Source organism: Paradevosia shaoguanensis (genome assembly GCF_016801025.1).
Classification (GTDB): domain Bacteria; phylum Pseudomonadota; class Alphaproteobacteria; order Rhizobiales; family Devosiaceae; genus Paradevosia; species Paradevosia shaoguanensis.
This window is the reverse complement of record NZ_CP068983.1, coordinates 1962088-1984412: the sequence shown is the minus strand read 5'-3', so window position 1 is coordinate 1984412 and position 22325 is coordinate 1962088. Positions and strand designations below refer to the sequence as shown.

The 22325-nt window shown below is 64.5% G+C and carries 17 protein-coding genes; 6 read left to right on the top strand and 11 right to left on the bottom strand.

Annotation, left to right across the window (positions count from 1 at the left end):
- Positions 1-9: 9 nt before the first annotated feature.
- From JNE37_RS09370 to JNE37_RS09355, 4 genes are all read right to left on the bottom strand, one after another.
- Positions 10-885, bottom strand: a complete 876-nt coding sequence (locus JNE37_RS09370; protein ID WP_035037333.1) for a F0F1 ATP synthase subunit gamma — start codon at positions 883-885, stop codon at positions 10-12.
- Positions 886-920: 35 nt separating this feature from the next.
- Positions 921-2456, bottom strand: a complete 1536-nt coding sequence (atpA, locus tag JNE37_RS09365; RefSeq protein WP_035037331.1) for a F0F1 ATP synthase subunit alpha — start codon at positions 2454-2456, stop codon at positions 921-923.
- The gene (locus JNE37_RS09360; protein ID WP_203066057.1) at positions 2456-3016 is read right to left on the bottom strand and encodes a F0F1 ATP synthase subunit delta; all 561 of its coding nucleotides are present in this window, start codon (positions 3014-3016) and stop codon (positions 2456-2458) included. Before JNE37_RS09360 ends, atpA begins: the two co-directional genes overlap by 1 nt.
- 272 nt (positions 3017-3288) lie before the next feature.
- Entirely contained in the window at positions 3289-5463 is a 2175-nt protein-coding gene (locus tag JNE37_RS09355; protein ID WP_203066056.1) for a primosomal protein N', read from the bottom strand.
- A gap of 126 nt (positions 5464-5589) precedes the next feature.
- Between JNE37_RS09355 and JNE37_RS09350 the strand changes: the two genes are divergently transcribed.
- From JNE37_RS09350 to JNE37_RS09335, 4 genes are all read left to right on the top strand, one after another.
- On the top strand, positions 5590-6519 hold the full coding sequence (locus tag JNE37_RS09350; RefSeq protein WP_203066055.1) for a tyrosine recombinase XerC: 930 nt from the start codon (positions 5590-5592) through the stop codon (positions 6517-6519).
- 497 nt (positions 6520-7016) lie between these two features.
- Positions 7017-7994, top strand: a complete 978-nt coding sequence (locus tag JNE37_RS09345) for a DMT family transporter (RefSeq protein WP_203066054.1) — start codon at positions 7017-7019, stop codon at positions 7992-7994.
- A 145-nt stretch (positions 7995-8139) separates the two neighbouring features.
- Positions 8140-10455 carry a putative bifunctional diguanylate cyclase/phosphodiesterase gene (locus tag JNE37_RS09340; protein ID WP_052015924.1) on the top strand — a complete coding sequence of 772 codons (2316 nt, stop codon included), beginning with the start codon at positions 8140-8142 and terminating at the stop codon, positions 10453-10455.
- Between the two features lie 99 nt (positions 10456-10554).
- Positions 10555-11325 carry an N-acyl amino acid synthase FeeM domain-containing protein gene (locus tag JNE37_RS09335; RefSeq protein WP_203066053.1) on the top strand — a complete coding sequence of 257 codons (771 nt, stop codon included), beginning with the start codon at positions 10555-10557 and terminating at the stop codon, positions 11323-11325.
- A 90-nt stretch (positions 11326-11415) separates the two neighbouring features.
- On the opposite strand, the gene JNE37_RS09330 is transcribed toward JNE37_RS09335, so the two are convergent.
- From JNE37_RS09330 to JNE37_RS09305, 6 genes are all read right to left on the bottom strand, one after another.
- The gene (locus JNE37_RS09330) at positions 11416-13332 is read right to left on the bottom strand and encodes a glycoside hydrolase family 127 protein (protein WP_203066052.1); all 1917 of its coding nucleotides are present in this window, start codon (positions 13330-13332) and stop codon (positions 11416-11418) included.
- A gap of 4 nt (positions 13333-13336) precedes the next feature.
- The gene (locus JNE37_RS09325; RefSeq protein WP_246513602.1) at positions 13337-14365 is read right to left on the bottom strand and encodes a LacI family DNA-binding transcriptional regulator; all 1029 of its coding nucleotides are present in this window, start codon (positions 14363-14365) and stop codon (positions 13337-13339) included.
- Between the two features lie 17 nt (positions 14366-14382).
- Complete coding sequence (locus JNE37_RS09320) at positions 14383-15282, bottom strand: carbohydrate ABC transporter permease (RefSeq protein ID WP_203066051.1); 900 nt, start codon at positions 15280-15282, stop codon at positions 14383-14385.
- Positions 15275-16153, bottom strand: coding sequence for a carbohydrate ABC transporter permease (locus JNE37_RS09315; RefSeq protein WP_203066050.1), 879 nt, complete (start codon positions 16151-16153; stop codon positions 15275-15277). Before JNE37_RS09315 ends, JNE37_RS09320 begins: the two co-directional genes overlap by 8 nt.
- 152 nt (positions 16154-16305) lie before the next feature.
- Positions 16306-17556: an ABC transporter substrate-binding protein gene (locus tag JNE37_RS09310; RefSeq protein WP_203066049.1), complete on the bottom strand. Its 1251-nt coding sequence runs from the start codon at positions 17554-17556 to the stop codon at positions 16306-16308.
- 367 nt (positions 17557-17923) lie between these two features.
- Complete coding sequence (locus tag JNE37_RS09305; RefSeq protein ID WP_379124555.1) at positions 17924-19294, bottom strand: dipeptidase; 1371 nt, start codon at positions 19292-19294, stop codon at positions 17924-17926.
- Between the two features lie 87 nt (positions 19295-19381).
- On the opposite strand from JNE37_RS09305, the gene JNE37_RS09300 reads away from it, so the two are divergent.
- Both JNE37_RS09300 and JNE37_RS09295 read left to right on the top strand, forming a co-directional pair.
- On the top strand, positions 19382-20209 hold the full coding sequence (locus JNE37_RS09300) for a sugar phosphate isomerase/epimerase family protein (protein ID WP_203066047.1): 828 nt from the start codon (positions 19382-19384) through the stop codon (positions 20207-20209).
- A 10-nt stretch (positions 20210-20219) separates the two neighbouring features.
- Positions 20220-20420 (top strand): hypothetical protein, encoded by a 201-nt coding sequence (locus JNE37_RS09295; RefSeq protein WP_182399038.1) that lies wholly within the window; start codon positions 20220-20222, stop codon positions 20418-20420.
- A gap of 282 nt (positions 20421-20702) precedes the next feature.
- Here JNE37_RS09295 and purH read toward each other — a convergent pair whose 3' ends face one another.
- A complete protein-coding gene (gene purH / locus JNE37_RS09290) occupies positions 20703-22292 on the bottom strand; it encodes a bifunctional phosphoribosylaminoimidazolecarboxamide formyltransferase/IMP cyclohydrolase (RefSeq protein ID WP_203066046.1) in 1590 nt (529 codons plus the stop codon).
- Positions 22293-22325 lie beyond the last annotated feature (33 nt).

Below are 22325 nucleotides of genomic sequence, written 5' to 3'. Positions count from 1 at the left end.
GCTAAGCTGTTAGAGCGCTTCCGCGCCCGAAATGATTTCGATGAGTTCTTTGGTGATCTGCGCCTGGCGCTGACGATTGTAGGAAAGCTGGAGCTTCCGGATCATCTCGCCGGCATTGCGGGTCGCGTTGTCCATGGCGCTCATCTGGGCGCCGTAGAAGGAAGCCCCGTTCTCGAGCAGCGCGCGATAGATCTGCATGGAGATATTGCGCGGCAGGAGATCGTTGAGGATCGCTTCTTCGCTTGGCTCGTATTCGTAGGAGAGCGCGGAGGCATCGGCCTCGGTCGCCTCGAACTTGGCCGGGATGAGCTGCTGGGCAGTCGGGATCTGCGCAATCACCGAGGCGAACTTGGAATAGTAGAGGGTCGCCACGTCGAATTCGCCGGCGGCGAACATCGAGAGCACCTTGTCCCCGATCGCCTGGGCGTTCGAGAAGCCGACCTGCTTGACGTCGCGCAGCGTGATGTACTCGACGATATTGGCGGCGAACTGGCGCTTGAGGATATCCTGGCCCTTGCGGCCGACGGTCAGGATCTTGACCGTCTTGCCCTGGGCAAGGAGCTGCTGGGCGTGGTCGCGGGCGAGGCGCGCGATTGCCGAGTTGAAGGCACCGGCCAGGCCACGCTCGCCGGTGGCAACCACCAGGAGGTGCACCTGGTCCTTGCCCGTGCCGGCCAGTAGGATCGGGGCGCCGGCGCGGCCTTCATAGGCAGCGCCGAGGCCGGCCAGAACCTTGCTCATGCGCTCGGCATAGGGACGCGCAGCCTCTGCAGTTTCCTGGGCGCGACGGAGCTTGGCCGCCGCGACCATCTGCATGGCCTTGGTGATCTTCTGGGTCGACTTGACCGAGGTGATCCGGTTCTTAAGGTCCTTTAGCGAAGGCATAAGCCAAGGCTCTCCTTATTGGGCCGCTGTCGGTCTTAGGCGACGTAGGTCTTCTTGATCGCGTCGAGCGCGGCCTTGAGCTGGGCGCGCAGGTCGTCGCTCAGCGCCTTGTCCTTGGCGATCGCGCCCAGGAGGTCGGCATGCTTGGAGCGCAGGGTCGACAGGACCGTCTTTTCGAAATCGCCCACCTTGTTGACCGGAAGGTCGTCGAGGTAGCCGTTCACGCCCGCGAAGATGACCGCGACTTCTTCTTCGGTCTTGAGCGGGGAGAACTGCGGCTGCTTCAAGAGTTCGGTCAGACGCGCACCACGGTTCAGGAGGCGCTGCGTGGCAGCGTCGAGGTCCGAACCGAACTGGGCGAAGGCGGCCATTTCACGGTACTGCGAAAGCTCGCCCTTGATCGAGCCGGCAACCTGCTTCATCGCCTTGACCTGGGCCGAGGAGCCCACGCGGGAAACCGAGATACCGACGTTCACGGCCGGACGGATACCCTGGAAGAAGAGGTTGGTCTCAAGGAAGATCTGGCCGTCGGTGATCGAGATCACGTTGGTCGGAATGTAGGCCGACACGTCGTTGGCCTGGGTTTCGATAACCGGCAGAGCGGTCAGCGAGCCCGAACCATGCTCTTCGTTGAGCTTTGCAGCGCGCTCGAGGAGACGGGAGTGCAGGTAGAACACGTCGCCCGGGTAAGCTTCGCGGCCCGGCGGACGACGGAGCAGCAGGGACATCTGGCGGTAGGCAACGGCCTGCTTGGTCAGATCGTCATAGGCGATAACGGCGTGCATGCCATTGTCACGGAACCACTCGCCGATGGCGCAGCCGGTGAAGGGCGCGATGTACTGGAGCGGAGCCGGGTCCGAAGCGGTAGCAGCCACGACCACGGAATATTCCATGGCGCCGGCTTCTTCGAGCTGACGCACGAACTGGGCGACGGTCGAACGCTTCTGGCCGATAGCGACGTAGATGCAGTAGAGCTTTTCCGTCTCGGAAGCGTTGGCGACGTGCGCCGGCTTCTGATTGAGGAAGGTGTCCAGGATCACGGCGGTCTTGCCGGTCTGGCGGTCACCGATGATGAGCTCGCGCTGGCCACGGCCGATCGGGATCAGGGCGTCAATGGCCTTGAGGCCCGTCGACATCGGCTCGTGCACGGACTTGCGCGGCAGGATGCCCGGAGCCTTGACGTCGACGCGGCGACGCTCGGTGTGAACGATCGGGCCCTTGCCGTCGATCGGATTGCCCAGACCATCGACAACGCGGCCGAGCAGGCCCTTGCCGACCGGGGTATCCACGATCGAGCCGGTACGCTTGACGGTGTCGCCTTCCTTGATGGCCCGGTCAGAGCCGAAGATCACGACGCCGACATTGTCGGTTTCGAGGTTGAGCGCCATGCCCTTGATGCCGCCCGGGAACTCGACGAGCTCACCGGCCTGCACGTTGTCGAGGCCATAGACGCGGGCAATGCCGTCGCCGACCGACAGAACCTGACCGACTTCGGAGACTTCAGCTTCCTGGCCGAAATTCTTGATCTGGTCCTTGAGGATGGCGGAAACTTCCGCGGCCTTGATATCCATTACCCGACCTCTTTCATGGCGATCTTCATCGCAGTCAATTTGGTTTTGAGAGAAGAATCGATCATCTGCGAGCCGACCTTGACCACAAGGCCGCCGATCAGAGACGGATCGACAAATTCGGTGAGCGTGACGGTCTTGCCGAGCTTGCCCTTGAGCGTCTCGGCCAGGCTTGCCAGCTGGTCCTTGGTGAGGGCGGAAGCGGACGTCACTTCAGCCGACACTTCGCCGCGCGCCTTGGCGGCCTGCGCCTTGAACTCGGCGATGATCGCCGGAACGGCGAAGAGGCGACCGTTGCGAGCCACCACGCGCAGCGTGTTGGCGACGGTCTTGTCGACCGAGACCTTCTTGAGCAGCTCGTCGAGAGCGGCGGCCTTCACGTCGGTGGTGATCACCGGCGAGCGGAGGAACCGCTGGAAGTCCTGGCTCTCGCCGATAAGCTTGGAGACGGAGTCGAGCCCGGCTTCTACGGCAGGAACACTGCCTTCGCTGCTCGCGAGATCAAAAAGCGCCGAGGCGTAAGGCCTCGCAATGTGCACAAGTACCGAATTCTGCGCGCTCAAACTCGCATCACCCTCTTGTTTTCGCCCCAACCTTTCCACGCGCGAACCACGCGGAGTTCAATAAATCGAACCGGGCGGTCGTGACGCTTGGACGTGTCGTTGGACAGGGCTACCCGCGAGCCCCTTGAAATTCGCGCCCCCTCTAACACAAGGATTAAGCCCCGCGCAAGGCTCGCCGACCGGATTCCGACGCCGTCAATTGTCGCAGCGCACAAGGCTTTGGCCAAGGCCATGCGCGGCCTTCCGGAATCGGCTTTTCGCGACCGGTGCGCTCAGAAAAAACTCTGGGGGTCGATATCGACCTGAACCCGCAGATTCCCGGTCGCTCGCTCGGCATTGGTGAGCCAGAAGCGGACATAGCCGGAAAGATCGAAATCCTTGCCGCTCTGGGCGAGGAGCCTGACGCGATGGCGACCGCGCACCATGGCCACCGGCGCATCGGCCGGACCGAAGAGGCGAACGTCCTCGGCCATGGGCGCGGCAGCGAGGAGCCGCTTGGCGAAGTTGAAGGCGTCGTCATGCTCGTTGGCCGAGACGATGAGGGCCGCCAGCCGCCCGAACGGCGGCAATTGCCCGTCGCGGCGAACCTTGAGCTCGTGCTGGTAGAACGCCTCGCGATCGGACTTGACCATCGCCTCCATCACCGGATGGGAGGGATGGTAGGTCTGGAGGAACGCCTTGCCCGCGCGCGAGGCGCGACCGGCGCGGCCCGTGACCTGGGTCAGGATCTGAAACGTCTTCTCGGCGGCGCGGGGATCGCCATGGGCAAGACCGAGATCGGCATCGAGCACCCCGACCAGCGTCAGCTTTTCGAAATGGTGGCCCTTGGCGACAAGCTGGGTGCCGATGACGAGGTCGTATTCGCCCTTCTCGATCTCCGTGAAGCGATCGCGCAATTGCGCGTTCGAACCCATGTCCGAGGAGAGAATGACCCGCCGCGCATCGGGGAAGCGCGCAGCCGCTTCCTCTGCCACGCGCTCGATGCCCGGGCCGATCGGCACCAGGGAATCCACCGAGCCGCATTCGCCGCAGGCCTTGGGCACCTTCTGCTCATGCCCGCAATGGTGGCACATGAGGACGCCGCGGAAGCGGTGCTCCACCAGCCAGGCCGAGCAATCGGGACACTGATACTGATGCCCGCAGGCGCGGCAGAGGGTGAGCGGGGCATAGCCGCGCCGGTTGAGGAACAGCAGCGCCTGCTCCCCCCGATCGAGCGTGGCGAAGATTTCGCGGGCGAGGCGCGGGGCGATCCACGAACCCTTTTCGGGGCCCTCCTCGCGCATGTCGAGCGCGGTGATATCGGGGAGCTGCGCGGCGGCGAACCGGCTCTCGAGCTTCACATGCAGGTACTTGCCGGTATCGGCATTGTTGCGCGATTCGACCGAGGGCGTGGCTGAGGAGAGGATCACGCGCGCCTGCGAGAGCGAGCCGCGCACCACCGCCATGTCGCGGGCGTGGTAATTGACCCCATCGGACTGCTTGAAGGCGCCGTCATGCTCTTCGTCGAGCACGATCATGCCCAGCTCGTGGAACGGCAGGAACAGAGCGGAGCGTGCGCCGACCACGGCGCGCACCTGGCCGGTGAGCACGCCGCGCCAGGTGCGGGCGCGCTGCACCGGGGTCATGTCCGAATGCCACTCGGCCGGTCGCGTGCCGAAGCGCCGGGTGAAGCGTTCGAGGAAGGTGTGCGTCAGCGCGATTTCCGGCAGCAGGATCAGCGCCTGCCGCCCGGCTTCGAGCGTATCGGCCACCGCCTCGAAAAACACCTCGGTCTTGCCGCCGCCCGTGACGCCATCGAGCAGGGCCACGCCGAACTTGTGGGGATCGAGACTGCGGATCTGGTCCATCGCCGCCTGCTGCTCGGCGCTCAGCTTCGGCCGCGCCGCATCCGGATCGGGCGGCAGGGCAATGGGCGGGGGCGGCATCTCGATCCGCTCCAGTGCCCCGACCTTTTCGAGCCCCTCGACGACCGAGGGCGAAACGCCCGAAGCGCCGACAATGGCGGCCTTGGCCCAGGCAAGGCCATCGGCGACGACATCCATGACGCGCAACCGCGCGTCGGTCATGCGCTCGGGCTCGTACCCGGTCTTGCGGAAGGCGGTGATGGGCCGCTCGGGCTCCAATGCCTCGGTCGAGCGCAGCACGGCCCGCAGCACCGCGCCGGGCGCCGCCAGCGTATAGCGGGAGACCCAGTCGACAAGGCGCAGCAATTCTTCGGAGAGCGGCGGGACATCGTAGACCCGGGCAATGTCCTTGAGGCGATTATGGGCAAAATTATCCTTGGGCTGCCCCCAGACCACCCCGAGCGTCAGCCGCCCGACCAGCGGCACCGCCACGATCGAGCCGCGCGTCACCGTCATCCCCGCCGGCACACGGTAGGAATAGGGTCCCTCGACGGAAACGGAGACCATGACGGCGACGATGTCGGGGGAATCTTCCAATTGCATATCCACGAGGCCAGGGTAGAGCCTAGAGCACAAATGGGGAACGGGCGCCAAGGGGTTTGTGCACACGAGAAGAGGAGCATGCGGCCAGTCAGCATTTTGCTAAGGTCTCCGGGCTACCCTCTGCCCATGCCCAATACCGCCTTTACCGTCGATGCCTTTCTCCAGAACCAGCTTGCTGCCTGGGAGCGGGAGCTTGGGGTGGTGCGGCGGCTTTCGCCTTTGACCATCCAATCCTATGGGCGCGATGTCGGCCAGTTCCTCGATTTCCTCTCCGGGCATGCCGGAGGGAAGGTGAAGCTGGAGACGCTCAAGGATTTGCGGGCCGCCGATATCCGCGCCTTCATGGCGAGCCGGCGCGAAGATGACGTGACCTCACGCTCCCTTGCCCGGTCGCTCTCGGCGATCAAGTCCTTCTTCGCCTTTCTCGAGCGCGAGGGGGTGATGGCGACCGAGGCGTTCAACGCCGTGCGTACGCCCAAGATCGGCCGCTCGCTCCCCAAGGCGCTGACCGTGATCGAGGCCAAGCGCACGATCGCCACCACCGCACAGATCGAGGAGCAGCCCTGGGTGGCGGCGCGCGACATGGCGGTGCTCTCGCTCTGCTATGGCGCGGGGCTGCGTATTTCCGAAGCACTGGCGCTGACGCGGGCCGATCTCGATGCCGAGACGCTGCGGGTGACCGGCAAGGGCGGCAAGACGCGGATGGTGCCGCTGATCGCCGCGGTCCGCCGCGCCATCGACACCTATCTGGACATCTGCCCCTTCGCGCTCGATCCCGGCCAGCCGCTCTTCCGCGGGGTCAAGGGCGGGGTACTCTCCCCGCGCCTCATCCAGATGCGGGTGGTGCAACTCCGTGGCGCGCTGGGCCTGCCTCCGTCGGCGACGCCCCATGCCCTGCGGCATTCCTTCGCCACCCACCTCCTGGGCAAGGGCGGCGACCTGCGGGCGATCCAGGAATTGCTGGGCCACGCGTCGCTTTCGACCACCCAGATCTATACCGCCGTCGATACCGACCGGCTGCTGGAGAGCTACCACAAGGCCCACCCGCGAGCGTGAATAACTTTGTTTTTTGGGCTTTTTTGACGGGTTTTTGGGCTCTCGCATCCAGTTAATTCATTGATATTGGTTGGTATTTATCCTGGGCACGTCGTTCAAATCGTTAAATTTTGACTCAATTTCGGGCAATCTTCGGCGATCTTTCGCGAATTTTGCGATGAAAGTCGGTGCTTTTTCGATGAATTCTCGATTGGGTTCCGTTTCTGGGGGCCGGCAGCCGGTGAAAACCATGGTCCTGCGATTGTATCGCCGGCGCCACCGGCGCGGATAAGTGTGGCCGGCGGCGAGCAAAACGTCTTGTCGCGTCTGCCGGGCGGGTGTAAGCGCTCGGACATGCATCAGCGCGCCATGACCATTCTTGGCCTCCTCCTTCTTGGTTCCTTCCGGGAGCCGGGCCGAGCGCGCGTGTAGATAATTCGAGCGTTTCGTTTCACCGGTCCCGCCATCAGGCGCTCCGGTGACAGATGGCAGGACCACCCAACAAGCCAAGGTCTTTCATGCCGTCGCCAGCCTCAACCTCGACCGCCCCCGCCGCAACCGATATCGACTATGTCGGCTATGCCCTCGCCATCGGCGGGGCCGTGCTCTTTTCGACCAAGGGCATCTTCATCAAGCTCGCCTACCAGCACGGCGTGCCCACCGAGACGGTGCTGGCGCTGCGCATGCTGGTGGCGCTGCCGGTCTATGCCGTGATCCTGCTGACGCTGCTGCGCCGCAGCCCCGATATGCGCAAGCGCCTCACGCCGAAGCTGGTCGCCTCCAGCATGGCCGTGGGCATTCTGGGCTATTACGTCTCGAGCTATCTCGATTTCGCCGGCCTCAACTTCCTCTCGGCCCAGTTCGAGCGACTGGTGCTGTTCACCTATCCCTTCTTCACCCTGCTCTTCGGCGTCTGGTTCTTCGGGGACCGCATGCACTGGAGCGTGGTGCCGGGCATGGCGCTCTCCTATGCGGGCCTGCTGGTGATCTTCGGCTGGAACCTCACCACGGACCCCGAAGGCCTCTGGCTGGGCACCGGGCTGGTCCTCGCCTCGGCGTTGACCTTCGCCCTCTACCAGCACCTGGCCAAGCGGCAGATGAACCATATCGGCACCGGGCTCTTCACCTGCATCGCCATGGGCACGGCGGCGATCGCGGCAATCGCGCAGAACACGATCTGGCACGGTATCGGCAGCTATGCCGAGCTTTCCGCCCCGGTCTGGGCCTATGGCCTGGCGCTGGGCGTCCTCGGCACCGTCGTGCCCTCGTTCCTGATGAATGGCGGCATTGCCCGCATCGGGGCGCGCGCGACATCTTCGACCGGCGCCTTCGGCCCGCTCTTCACCATCGCCATCGCCGTGGTGGTGCTCAACGAGCCCTTTACCATCTACCACGCCATCGGCACGGCCTGCGTGATCCTGGGTTCGGTCTGGTTCGGCCGCGCCGACGCACGGGCCAAGCTGGCAATTCCCAAGACGGCTGCCGCCGCGGCCTGAAGACTTTGCCCCGGCCAAGTAGAGCCCGAAACGGCCGGGGCTTCTTAACGCAAACCCAACTACATCTTTAGACAAAATACGATTGATGCAATCGGCCATTAACGCGTTACGGGCATGATCGCCGGGTTACGGAACCCCAAAGCGCATGTTCTATTCGGCAAGACGCAAACTACCGGCCGTGGATTACGTGTCGATCGTCCGGTCGCTTTACGCCGACCCGCGATCGATGGCCTATGGGATGATCTGCTCGGCCATTGCAGCCGGGGTTTCCGCCTACGGCGCCTCCTCGCCGCTGCTCTATGCGATGGCCGCGCTGTTCTTCATCGTCTGCGTCGCCCGTATCCTCGACATGAGGGCCTTTGCCCGCGCGAACCTGGTGGTCGACGACGCCGATAGTGCCGCCGTCTGGGAAGTGCGCATGACGGTGGGCGCGGTGGTGACCGCCGCCCTCCACGGCTTCTGGTGCTATGCGAGCCTCTGGGTCAACGATGGCGGCTTTGCCGCCTTCGCGGCGGCCGTGGTGACCATGGCCGGCGTCACCGGCATTGCGAACCGCAACTTCGCGATGGACCGGCTGATCACGCTCCAGCTGCTCTCGATCACCATTCCCTTCGGCGTCGGCCTGCTCCTCAAGGGCGACATCTACCACGCCACCATCGCCGTGCTGCTGATCCTCTTCATGGCCGGCATCCGGCGCATGGCCAGCAACCTGCGCGAAATCCTGCTCGGCGCCGTGCATGGCAGGATGGAAGCCAACCGGCTGGCGCGCGAACTCGACACTGCCTTGACCACCATGCCGCATGGCCTGTGCATGCTGGACGAAGCCGGGCGCGTGGCCGTGGTCAATCGCCGGGCGCGCGAGCTCTTTCCGGGCCTTTCGCCCGAGCGCAGCGTCGGCCGCTACCTCTCCCAGGTCATCTCGCAATCGCGCCGCGACGGGCTCATCTCGCCCACCCTTGCCCGCCAGTTCATGCGCGCCATCGCCGCCGGCATGGGCCATCGCAAGATGGTGGTGGCCGTGCCCCCGCAATTGCGGGTCGAGATCACCATCACCTCCGGCCAAGGCCATACCGTGGTGATGTTCGAGGACATTACCGAGCGTGTGCGCGCCAATGAGCGCATCAACTACATGGCCCGGTTCGACGGCCTGACGAGCCTGCCCAACCGCCATTATTTCTCCGAGGAAGTCGAAGCCAGCCTCATCCGCAAGCGCCGCACCAATGCGCGCGAGAACGTGATGCTGATGATGATCGACCTCGACGACTTCAAGCACGTCAACGACACGTTCGGGCACCCGGTGGGCGACGCCCTGCTGGTCGAGGCGGCGCGCCGCATCCGCTCGGTGCTCGACAACAGCGCCGTGGCCGCGCGGTTCGGCGGCGACGAGTTCATCGTCTATCGTCCCAGCGGGGTCACGCGCCGTTCCGTCGAGCGCGACGCCAATGCCGTGCTCGAAGTGCTCAGCCAGCCCTTCTTCATCATGGACCAGGTGCTCAAGGCCCATGCCTCGATCGGCGTGGTCATCGCCAAGCCCACCGAGGACCTGGCGACGCTCCTTACCCGCGCGGACCTGGCGCTCTATGGCGCCAAGGGCAGCGGGAAGGCGCAATGGTCGCTGTTCCACGACGTGATGGACATCGACTACCGCCAGCGCCAGCGGCTCAAGGCGGACCTGCGCGAAGCGCTCGACAAGGGCGAGCTTTTCCTCGTCTACCAACCCATCGTCGACCTGCGGGCGCGGCGGATCATCGGCTGCGAGGCCCTGGCGCGCTGGAACCATGCCGAACTCGGCAATATTCCGCCCTCGGTCTTCGTGCCGATCGCCGAGGAAATCGGCGCCATTTCCGACCTCACCCGCTTCGTGCTGATCACCGCCACGCGCGAATGCAAGCATTGGCCGAGCCCGCTGCGCGTGGCCATAAACCTCTCGGCCACCGACTTCCGCACCACGGACGTGACCGAGATGGTGCGCGAGGGCCTGCGCAAGACCGGGCTCTCCCCGGAGCGGCTGGAAGTGGAAATCACCGAATCCACGCTGATCGAGGAAAAGCAGGCGGTGAGCAAGGCGCTGAGCGAATTGCGCGAGCTGGGCGTGGGCATTGCGCTCGACGATTTCGGCACGGGCTATTCGAGCCTGTCGTACCTCCACGCCCTGCCCTTCACCAAGCTCAAGATCGACCGCTCGTTCGTGGCCGACATCACCACCAGCGAGCGCTCGCTCAAGCTCGTCTCCAACATCGCCAAGCTGAGCAAGGATCTCGACCTGACGGTGACCGTGGAGGGCATCGAGACCGAGGACCAGCTCGATGCGATCTCGCGCGCCGCCGATATCGACCAGGTGCAGGGCTTCCTCTTCGGCGTGCCGCTACCGCGGCGCGAAATCGCCGAACTGATCGAGCGCGTCTCCTTCGCGCCGGGCCAGACCATCCGCTCCCGGAGCGGAAAAGTGTTTAGGCACTGAGGTTTACGGCCGAACGTTAACCATAAATTCAGAAACCACCGCCAACCCTCTCACACATAGTTAAAATTTAATTCAAATTTTCACTGTGTGGGTGTGAACATGAGCTCCAACGAAGGCTCGCAGCCGGCGACCGCGCCATCGCGGTTTGCCGGAACGCTACTGGACGTACTCGACAAGGTCGAATACGCCCGCATCCAACCGGAAGACGTGACGGACCCGGTTTACCGGCTGCGCTACGAGGCTTACCGGCGGGAAAATTTCCTGCCGTACAACTCGGAAGAAATCTACACCGACCCGCTCGATCTCTCGCCGAACGCCTATACGTTCGGCGTGTTCATCGACGGCCGGCTGATGAGCTCGATCCGCATCCACCACATCACGCCCGATTGCCGCATCTCGCCCAGCCTCGGGGTCTACGAGGACGTGCTGGGGCCCATGCTCGACAAGGGCATGAGCTTTACCGACCCCACGCGCTTCACCGCCGACCACGAGGCCTCGCTGGCCTACCCGGCCTTGCCCTACCTGACCCTGCGGCTGGGGCTGATGGCGTCCGAGCATTTCGGGGTCGACTATTGCCTGCAATCGGTGCGACCCGAACATGCCGCCTTCTACAAGCGCATCTTCCTCTCCCAGCCCATGGGCCCGCAGCGGACCTATGGGCAGTTGAACTTTCCGATCGTGCTGGTGGGCAGCCACGTGCCCGAGACGCTGCCGCGCATCGTGCGGCGCTTCCCCTTCTTCCTGTCGACACGCGAAGAGCGCGACGCGCTCTTCGGCGGCGCCGGCAGGGTGCGGTTCGGACAGAAGGTGGCGGCCACGGCGCGGCTCGAGCAGAAGCTGCGCGAGGAGCAGGCGCTGGCGGCGGAGTGAGGTGGGCGCGGGGGCCGGGGATACTGGCGTCCCCTCACCCGCCCTGCGGGCACCCTCTCCCACGAGGGGAGAGGGTAGAAGTGTGCGGGGCTAGGCTTCGGGGACCCAGACGACCATGGAATGGGTGCCACGATTGGCCCAGAGGTAATAGGGCAAGGCGGTGAGCGTCGCCTTTTCCTGCCCTGGCGGATCGGTGCGGTAGAGGGTCTTTTCCCAACCGCCCTGGTCGATGGCGACGGCATCGGCCGAGATCGTCACTACCGGCAGGCCGCCGAAGAGATCGGAACGGGTCTGCGCCTTGAGCTCGGCCGCGCGCGGCAGCTTCAGCCGCTGCACCGGACCGCCCGGGTTGTCGGCACCTTCGAGGCAATAGACGAAGGGGCCGCGTCTGAGGCTCACGCGACCGATATCCATCTTGACCGAAGGATTGGCGTAAAGGCGCTCGGCGACCATGGGCAGGTCGAGTTCCACGACATCACCCTTGGACCAGGTGCGGTTGAGGGTGAGGTAGCCGTTGGCCGGCTGCGCCGAGACGGCCTCGCCATTGACCTTGACCGAGAAGGATTTGGCCCAGCCGGGAATGCGCAGTTTGACGTCAAAAGCTTTCGGCGTTTCGGGCGAAAGCTCGATGCGGATATCGCCCGACCAAGGATAGTTGGAGATTTCGCGGACACCGACTTCCGTGCCGGCGACGCCCACGCTGGTCGAGATGCCGCCGTAAAGGTGGAAGGCGATGCCGTCTTCGGCGGCGGACAGGAAGTAGCCGCCGACCGAGGCCACGAGCCGGGAAACGTTCATCGTGCAGCAGGGGCAGGTATGCCAGTCCCAGCGGGTGTCGCGGCCATCGCTTTCGAGCGGATTGGCGTAGAAATAATGCGTGCCGTCACGGCTCAGGCCCGAAAGCGCGCCGTTGAAGAGGGCCAGTTCCAGAATATCGGCATATTGGCCGTCGAGATCGAGATGCAGCATGCGCTGCGCCCAGAAGATGAGGGCGACCGAGGCGCAGGTTTCGGCATAGGCGGTCTCGTTGGGGAGGTCGTAATCCCAGGTGAACCCCTCGTTATGCGCCGAGGGGCCGAGGCCCGCCGTCACATACATCTTGGTGTCCATCACGTCCTTCCAGAGCACCTCGCAGGCATGCTTGAGGGCCTCGTCGCCCAGCTCCGCCGCCAGGTCCGCCATGGCGGTGTAGAGGTACATGGCGCGCACGGCATGGCCGACCACCTTGTCCTGCTCGCGCACCGGCTTGTGGGACTGGGAATATTCGTAGTTCGGGAAGACGTAGCGCTGGGTGTCGATGCCCTTCTTCTCGCGCTCTTCGCGCTCGACATCGAAGAAATGCGGCGGCTGGTGGCCGCGCTCGTTGATGAGGTAGGTGGCGAAGTCGAGGTGCTTCCGGTCCTTGGTGAGGTGGTAGAGCTTGATCAGCGCCAGCTCGATTTCCTCGTGCCCGTCATAGCCGTGCTTCTTGCCTGCCTCGCTGCCGAAGACCGCATAGATATGATCGAGATAGCGCTCCATGATCGAGAGCCAGCGGCGGCGTCCGGTCGCCTGGAAATAGGCGATGGCGCCTTCGAGCAGGTGCCCGGCATTGTAGAATTCGTGGTTGTCGCGCAGGTTCGTGAAGCGCTTTTCGGGTTCGCGGCCGAGATACCAGCAATTGAGATAGCCGTCCGGCGCCTGCGCCTTCTCGAAATCGTCGACGATGGCCTCGATCTTGGCCTCGATATCGGCATCGCGCCGATGGGCGAGGGCGTAGGACGCCGCCTCGATCCACTTGCCGACGTCCGAATCCCAGAAGACCTGCACGGTAAAACCGTTGGCATGGCGCGGAAAGCGCAGCGGCGGAGGCGGCTGCGGGAGCTTCAAGGAATCGAGTATCCCGTATTCGCCCAGCTTCTTGTGCTGGGACGGAATGGTCCGGGCCAGGACCGTATCGAGGCGCTCGCGCCAGAAATCCCCTTCGAGCCGCACATCCGGAAAGCTCACCGGCGCGTATTTTCTCATTTCCTCAACTCTCCACAGTCGATTGGCGGACGACGAGAGTGGCGGGCAGGCGTCGCGTGCCCGTCTCCCTTTCGCCCGAAATCATGGCCAGCAACCGCTCGCCTGCTTCCCGCCCGAGCGCGGGCAGGTTCATGTCGATGCTGGTGAGCGGCGGCCGCGCCGCCTCTGTCATCACCAGCCAATTATCGAAGCCGACGATGGCGACATCCTTGGGCACCGCGATGCCGCGATCGCGCAACGCCTCGGCGGCGCCGCGCGCGATCTGGTCGTTGCCGCAAAAGAGCGCGTCGGGCCGGGGCGCATCCGCGCCATCGAAGAGCTTTGCCACCGCGTCACGCCCCCATTCCTCCGACCACGGGCCGGAGAGGAAGAGATCGGACTTGAGCCCGGCCCGTTCGAGGGCACGGCTGAAACCGCGATGGCGCAATTGCACGGCTTCGAAATGCTCGGGGCCGGTGATGTGGGCGATGCGCGTGCGGCCGAGGCCGATAAGGTGCTCGCTGGCCAGTACCGCCCCGCCTTCGTCATCGGGCAGGAGGCAAAGGGCATCCGGGTCGTCGGCCTGCGAGAAGACGTAGATGACGGGAATGCCGCCGACGAGGATCGCCGGACGCCGATCGGAACGGCGGGCCGTCACCACCAGGCCATCGATGCGCTTGCCGAGGAGCTGGTCGATATGCTGGCGCTCGCGGGCCGGATCGTCGGTGGCGTTGCACATGAAGACGGCGACACCCTGATCGGCCAGCCGCTCTTCGAGCGCACGGATGATGGGGAAGCTGAAGCGCCCGAAACTGTCATTGGTGAGAATGCCCACGGTGCGCGAGCGGGCGCGGTGGAGGCTCTGCGCCAGGTCGTTCGGCCGGTAGCCGATCTCCTTGGCCACGCGCATGACCTTGTCGCGCGTTTCCTGCCGCAGGCGTCCGCCGGCATTCATGGCCTTGGAAGCGGTGCCGATCGACACCTCGGCCAGCCGCGCCACATCGCGGATGGTGACGCGCCGGTTGGGGCTCTTGTCTTGCGTATCCTGGCTCACTTGCGGACGGTCTTTCCCTATTTGACGGCGCCGTTGAGAAAGCCGGAGACGTAATATTTCTGCAAGAGCACGTAGACCAGCACACAGGGCAGGATCGAGATGATGACGCCCGCTTGCAGCGCCCCCCAGTCGACGGCGCCCAGCCGTCCGGTGCGCACCGAAACCAGCATGATCGGGACGGTGAAGGCCGTCTCCTTGTTCATGAAGATCAGGGCGGCGAGGAACTCGTTCCATGAATTGATGAAGGTGAAGAGCGCCACGGTCACCATGCCGGGGATGACGAGCGGCCCGAAGATGTTGCGCAGCACCTGGAAGGACGACGAACCATCCATGACCGCCGCCTCTTCCAGCTCGCGCGGAATGCCCTCGAAGGAATTGCGCATGAGGTAGATCGAGAACGGCAGCTGCAGCACGGTGTGGATGATGGCGAGCCCCAGATGGGAATTGGCAAGGCCCACCTTGGCGAACATCATGTAGAGCGGGGTCAGCAGCGCCTGATAGGGGATCATCAGCGGCGCCAGCATGATGAGGAAGAGCACTTCCTTGCCGCGGAAATTGAAGCGCGCCAGCCCATAGCCGGCCGGTACGGCCAGTGCCAGGCAGAGCAGGATGGCGATGCCGGCCACCGCCAGCGAGTTGAAGGCATAGGTCGAGAGCCCCGCCTGGAAATCGAAGATCTTGAGGTAATTCTCGAAGCTGATCTGGCTGGGCAGATAGACCGGCGGCGATTGCGAGGCTTCCTGCGGCGTCTTGATCGAGGCCAGGAACGAGAGCGCGAGCGGGGCGAGCATGATGGCGAGCACCGCCACGCAGATGGCGCCGACGAGATAGCGCAGTTGGCGGCGTTCGCCGGCCACCCGGCCCTGGGCATGATCGGCGGCGGCGATTTCGGCCGGATTGGCGGCGAGGTCAGTCATTACCCGGGCTCCGGTTGGAGAGGAACACCTGAATGGCGGAGAAGAAGAGGATGATGGCGGTGAGGATCAGCGACAGGGCCGCCCCATAGCCGAGTTTGAAGGAGATGAAGGACTGCTGGTAGATCCAGTAGACCGCCGTAAAAGTCTGCCCGCGCGGACCGCCGCCCGACATGATGTAGAACTGGTCGAAAGCCAGCATCGAGCCGATGGCCGAGATGAGCGTGGCCAGCAGGATGGTGCGGCGGGTCAGCGGCAGCAGGATCGACCACACCCGCTGCCAGGGTCCGGCGCCATCGATCATGGCCGCCTCGGTGATCTCGGTGTTGATCGACTGGATGGCGGCGACGAAGAGGATCATGCCGAAGCCGACCACTTTCCAGGTCACCGAGATGATGACCGCCCACATGACGAGATCGGCCTTGGTGAACCAGACCATGGGCTGGGCCAGAAGGTGGATATCGACGAGGAAGCGGTTGATGAGGCCGACCTGCTGGTCGAAGAGCCAGAACCAGAGGAGGCTCGATGAGCCCAGGCCAATCACCACCGGCAGGAAGACGATGCCGCGCGTCAATTGCTCGAGCGGCCGGTTGGGCGCGGTGAGCAGAGCCAAAGCAAAGCCGAGGCCCATGAGGATCGGCGTTATTATGATGGTATAGCGCGCGGTGAACCACAGGGCGCGCTGGAAGGTGGGGTCGGCAAAGGCCCTGGTGAAGTTTTCAAGACCGACAAAGCCGCCCCCGCCCAGCAGCGAGGCATCGGTGAACGAAGTCTGGACGAGCTGGACGAAGGGCACGACCACGAAGACGAGGACGAAGAGCAGGGCCGGGGCCATGTAGAGCAGCCCGACGCTGCCTTTGCGTGTCGCTATCATTTTGGGGTCCTCCGTCAGATGCAGGGTTCCTGGCTCACCCCCCTCCCGACCTCCCCCGCAAGGGGGAGGTGAAGAGGTGGCTGCGGCCCGAACCGTTCAGGATCGCGAACATCTCACCAGCGTCGCGATCCCAAAGTCCAAAGCACTACGTGCTAGTTGGAGGCGATCTGCTTCATGGCGTCCTTGGCGGTGGCGATGGCACCATCGATGTCGCCGTCGAAGATCGCGGTCTGCAGCATCTGGATCCAGGGGCTGGAATCGGAGTTGACCATGTCGTTGAAGTGGAACACCCACGGCACGTAGCCGATGCCGAGCGCCTTGGCGGTGGTGACGACACGCGGTTCCTCGGCGAAATACTTGTTGTCGGCGAGGGCCGGGCGGGACGGCAGGATGTTGTTCTTGGCCAGGCCTTCAAGCTGGGCCTCGTCGGTCAGCTCCCACTTGATGAACTGCTTGGCGAGATCGGCGTGCTTGGAGCCCTTGGGGATGGCGATGACGTCGCCGCCCACGAAGGCCGAGTGCTGGCCCGGCTCGACGCCCGGCAGGAAGCCGACGCCGAAATCGATATTGGGGGCATTGGCCTTGAGGTCCGAGATGAGGAACCCGCCGGCGCCCTGGATGCCGAGCTTGCCGGTCGAGAAGTTGGCGACGAAATTGGTGCCGGTATCAGCTTCGGCGCTTTCGGGCACGAGGCCCTCGTCCCACATGGCCTTGAATTCGGTCAGCACGGTCTTGATGGCATCGCCCTGGAGCGGCTCGTCACCCGGATTGGCCGGCAGGATCTTGGCGCCGCCAGCGACCATCATGGGCGAGGTGGTGAAGATGTTGCAGCCCGGGCAGGCGCCCGAGAAGTAGAAGCCGTAGATGTCATCACCCAGAGCGTGGATCTTGGTGGCATATTCGTGGAGCTGCTGGACGGTTTCCGGGCCCTTTTCCGGATCGAGCCCGGCCTGGCGGAAGAGGTCCTTGTTCCAGACGAGGATCGAGACGTCCGGGGTGAAACCGGCGCCGTAGATCTTGTCCTCATAGGTGGCGATGTCCTTGTAGGCCTGGGCGACGCCGGCATAGTTGGGATCATCCTTGAGGTCGGCGGTGAGGTCTTCGAGGAACCCGGCCTTCATGAAGTCGGGCATGTAGATGAGATCGAACGAGATGAGGTCGGGCACTTCGCCCGCCTGCACGCCCGTGGCGAGCTTGGTGACCATCTGGTTGTCGGGGATGACGGTGAGCTCGAGCTTGTCGTCGTGACCCGAATTCCAGAGGTCGACGAGGTGCTGGGCGGCATTGGCGCCCGAGGCGCGCACCCAGATGGACAGCGTTTCGGCCGAGAGGGCCGGCAGCGTGGCGAAGACGGACGTGCCGAGCGCAAGCGCGGCAAATCCCATGACTTTTGGCAGATGCATTGGTTTCCTCCCTGATGTCTCAACTTGCGCCCGGGCTCCTCTTCCCGGACGCTAAGGAAAAGCTTTTCCTTTGTGGTGGCGCCGATACGCCTATGGTGGGCGCTGGCGAATTGGGAAAAGCTTTTCTCAAAGCCCGGAATTTGTGCCGCAGTTTTTGAGCGAGCGCAAGAGGGTGTTGGGAGGGAGTTTTGGAAGGCGGCGGCGAGGCTGGCGCACACCGTCCAGCGCTTGCGCCGCCTCCACTCCGATCTTCCCCGGGGCGGAGATCCGGGGCCCATGGACGTCTCCACTCGGGTGGAGGGGTGCAATAGGCCCCGGCTTGAAGCCGGGGAAGTGCGGGGGTGGGGTGAGTTTTAGCGCAAAAAACTCAGGCGAACGAGGCGAGTACGCGGGCCCAGGAGCGGATGCCGCGGTGGTAGCTTTCGAGATTGTATTTCTCGTTCGGGCTATGGATGCGGTCATCGATGAGCGCAAAGCCGATCATGAGCGATTCCATGCCGAGGCGGCGCTTGAACTCGCCGACCACGGGGATCGAGCCGCCCGAGCCGGTCAGCGCGGTGTCCTTGCCCCATTCCTCGGCCAGGGCCGCCTTGGCGGCGGTGAGGAACTTGCCGTCGAGCGGCAGGGCGATGGCGGGGCTGCCGCCATGCTCCTTGAAGGCGACCTCACAATCGGCGGGCACGCGGGCCCGCACATGGGCGCGGAACGCTTCGCGTATCTTTTTCGGGTCCTGGCCTGGAACGAGGCGGAACGAGATCTTGGCGCTGGCCTTGGAGGGAATGACGGTCTTGAAGCCCTCGCCGGTATAGCCGCCGATCATGCCGTTGATCTCGCAGGTCGGGCGCGCCCAGATCTGCTCGAGCACCGGCCGGCCTTTCTCGCCGGCAGGGAGGGAAAGGCCGACATCGCCCAAAAACTTCTTTTCATCGAAGCCGAGAGCGGCCCATTGCGCCTTGAGGCTCTCGGGCACTTCGGCGACCCCGTCATAGAAACCGGCGACGGCCACGCCGCCTTCGGGGGTGCGCAGGCTCGCGATGATATCGACCAGCACCTGGTTGGGGTTGCGCGCGGCATTGCCGAACATGCCCGAATGCAGGTCCTGGCTGGCGCAGGTGATTTCCACCTCCTCGCCGACGAGCCCGCGTAGCATCGTGGTGATCGAGGGCGTCTGCGGGTCCCACATATCGGTGTCACAGACCAGCGCCACATCGGCCTTGAGCTCGGCCTTGGCCTCTTCGAGGAAGCCCGGCAGGCTGGGCGAACCGGATTCTTCCTCGCCTTCCAGCAGGATCGAAATCTTGACCGGCAGCTTGCCCGTCACCGCCTTCCAGGCGCGGCAGGCTTCGAGGAAGGTCATCAGCTGGCCCTTGTCATCCGAAGCGCCGCGAGCGCGGATGCGGCCGTCGATGAGCTGCGGATCGAAGGGATCGGTATCCCAGAGTTCGATCGGATCGACCGGCTGCACGTCGTAATGGCCGTAGAACAGCACATGCGGGCCCTCGCCCTTGCCGTGGGCGACAACCATCGGATGGCCGGGCGTGGCGCGCACGCCGGCATCGAAATCGAGCCCGTCCAGCTCGCGCTTGAGCCATTCGGCGGCCTTGCGGACATGCTCGGCATAGGCCGGATCGGTGGAGATGGAGGGAATGCGCAGGAGCTCGAACAGGCGCTCCAGGCTCTTGTCGATATCCTTGTCGACCTGCGCCAGCACTGCATCGAGTTGAGCTTTATCGGCCATCGCATCCATCCTTCGCTTTCAACCGCTGGCCGGTGACATTACACATCGGGGACGCCAACGCCACCCCGACCGGAAGCCGCCAGAATCATGCACAAGCTCATTGTCCTGCAATCGCTCTGGACCATGCAGAACCTGAGGAACCCGCCCCGCGGCGCGACGCTGGCGGAGCAGGTGGATACCGTCGCCGCGGCCGGTTTCGATGGCCTGGGTTCGCTCTGGCTCGACCGCGATTCGGCCCGCGAAGTTTCGCGCCTGGCGAGCGGGCATGGTCTCCTCGTCGAGGGTCTGGCGCTGCCGTCCGACATCGACAGCCTCAAGCCCGCGCTCGACTGGGGCACCGAATTCGGCCTCCACCACCTTAACGTCCAGCCCAATGTGCGCCCACGCGCAATCGCCGAATCGGCGAGGATTCTGGAGGGCTGGCAGCGGCTTGCCGAAGAGGTGGATTTTCCGGTCCATATCGAGACGCATCGCGGGAGGATGACCAACGACCTGCTGGTGACGCTCGACCTCATCGACGCTTTCCCGGCACTCAAGCTGACGGCCGATCTTTCCCATTATGTCGTCGGCCGCGAGATCGAGCTGCCGGTGAGCGAAGAGACGCAAGCGCAGATCGCGCTCATCCTCGAACACACCCACGCCTTTCACGGCCGCGTCGCCACGAGCGAACAGGTACAGGCCGAATTGTCCTGGCCGGTCAACAAGCCCTGGCTCGATCAGTTTGCGGACTGGTGGAAGACGGGCATGGCGAGCTGGAAACGGCGGAATCCGGGTGGTGGGGAGCTGAGCTTTCTCTGCGAGCTCGGACCACAACCCTATGCGCTGGCCGGCCCCGACGGCATCGACCTCGGCGACCGCTGGGCGGATTCGCTTGCGCTGGCAAGACTGGCGCGGGAGATTTGGGCTTCGCTTTAGGAGCTCCACGATGGCTGTTCGCCCTGACGTCGAGGAACTGCGCGCTACGCGCGAGCGCATGGAGGGGAAGTATCTCGCCGAGCCGCAGATGCGCGCGCTTTACGAGGGGTTATGCCGCCGGTTTCGCGACGACCTCAGTGATGAGCGTGACGTGCTGTTGAGCGAATGCGCTGTGCTGATGGCCATCAAGGAGGGTGTGGGGCGGGCGTAGCGGGGCTGCTGACGGCAGGTCACTTCGGCCAAATCGCGCAACGCACTCGATCTTCCCCGGCCGGAGAGCCGGGGCCTATTGCCCCACTCCCCCCGAGTGGCGGCATCCATGCCCCGGCGCTGCGGCCGGGGAAGATCGGGGAGGTGGTGAGGTCTTATGCCTATGGCCACCATCCGAGCCAGAGGCCTACCCATGCGGGGCCGGATCGAGGTTGGGCGCGAGCCCCAACCTCCGCCCGCGCGACCCACGCCGCGCGGCTCCAATCCCTCAGCTTTCCCAGCCTTAATGCCGGAAATGCCGCATCCCGGTGAACACCATGGCGATCCCGGCTTCGTCCGCCGCCTTGATCACTTCGTCATCCCGGATCGAGCCGCCCGGCTGCACTACCGCCGTGGCACCGGCCTCCACCGCCGCCAGCAGCCCGTCGGCAAACGGGAAGAAGGCATCGGAGGCCACGGCCGAGCCCTTGGTCAGGCTCTCGGTGATCCCCGCTGCCTCGGCGGCGTCCTCGGCCTTGCGCGAGGCGATGCGGCTCGAATCCACGCGGCTCATCTGGCCGGCGCCGATCCCGACCGTGGCGCCGTCGCGGACATAGACGATGGCATTGGATTTGACGTGCTTGGCCACCTTGGCGGCAAGCTTGAGGTCGACCAGTTCCTGCGCCGTTGGCTGCTTTCTGGTGACCACCTTGAACTCGGTGTCATCGACATTCTTGTTGTCGCGCGTCTGGACCAGCAAGCCGCCGGCCACGGTGCGGACATTGAGGCCCGCCGCCTTGGGGTCGGCGAGGCCACCGGTCAGCAGCAGGCGCAGGTTCTTCTTGGCCGCGATGATGTCGATGGCCTCCTGCGTCGCCGAGGGCGCCACGATCACTTCGGTGAAGACCTTCACGATCTCTTCGGCCGCCTTGGCGTCGATCTCGCGATTGACCGCGACGATGCCGCCGAAGGCGCTCACGGGGTCGGTGCGCAGGGCAAGCTTGTAGGCATCCACCACATTGCCCGCCACGGCGACGCCGCAAGGATTGGCGTGCTTGATGATGGCGACGGCGGCGCTGTCCCTGGGATCGAATTCCGAGACCAGCTCGAAGGCGGCGTCCGTATCGTTGATGTTGTTGTAGGAGAGCGTCTTGCCCTGCACCTGTCGCGCGGTCGAAACGCCCGGGCGCGGTTCGCCCGTGGTATAGAAGCCCGCCCATTGGTGCGGGTTCTCGCCATAGCGCATCACTTCGCGCAGCGTGCCGGCAAAGCTGCGATAGGGAATGTCCTGGTAGCCGATCTCGTTGGCGAACCAGGTCGAGATCGCCGTGTCATAGGCCGCCGTGCGCGCATAGGCCTTGGCGGCGAGGCGCTGGCGCAGCGCATAGGGCACGCCGCCCTCGGCGCGGATGGCGGCGATGACCGCGGCATAGTCGGCCGGGTCGACGATGACGGTCACGAAGGCATGGTTCTTGGCCGCCGAGCGGATCATGGCCGGCCCGCCGATATCGATGTTCTCGATGATGGTGTCGTAGTCGGCGCCTTTGGCGACCGTCGCCTCGAAGGGGTAGAGGTTGACCACGACGAGATCGATCGGGGCGATGGCGTGTGCCTCCATCGCTGCCTTGTGCTCGGCATTGTCGCGCACCGCGAGCAGGCCGCCATGCACCTTGGGGTGGAGCGTCTTGACGCGGCCGTCCATCATCTCGGGAAAGCCGGTGAGGTCGGAAATCTCGCGGACCTTGACGCCGGCATCGGCGATGAGCTTGTGGGTGCCGCCGGTTGAAACCAGCTCGACGCCCAGGCTCGCCAGGTCCCTGGCAAAGTCGGCCATTCCCGCCTTGTCGGAAACCGAAAGCAGAGCCCTTCCGATCTTGACCACGCCGTCCGTCATCGCATCACCGCCAGAGATTTGGGAAATTCTGCG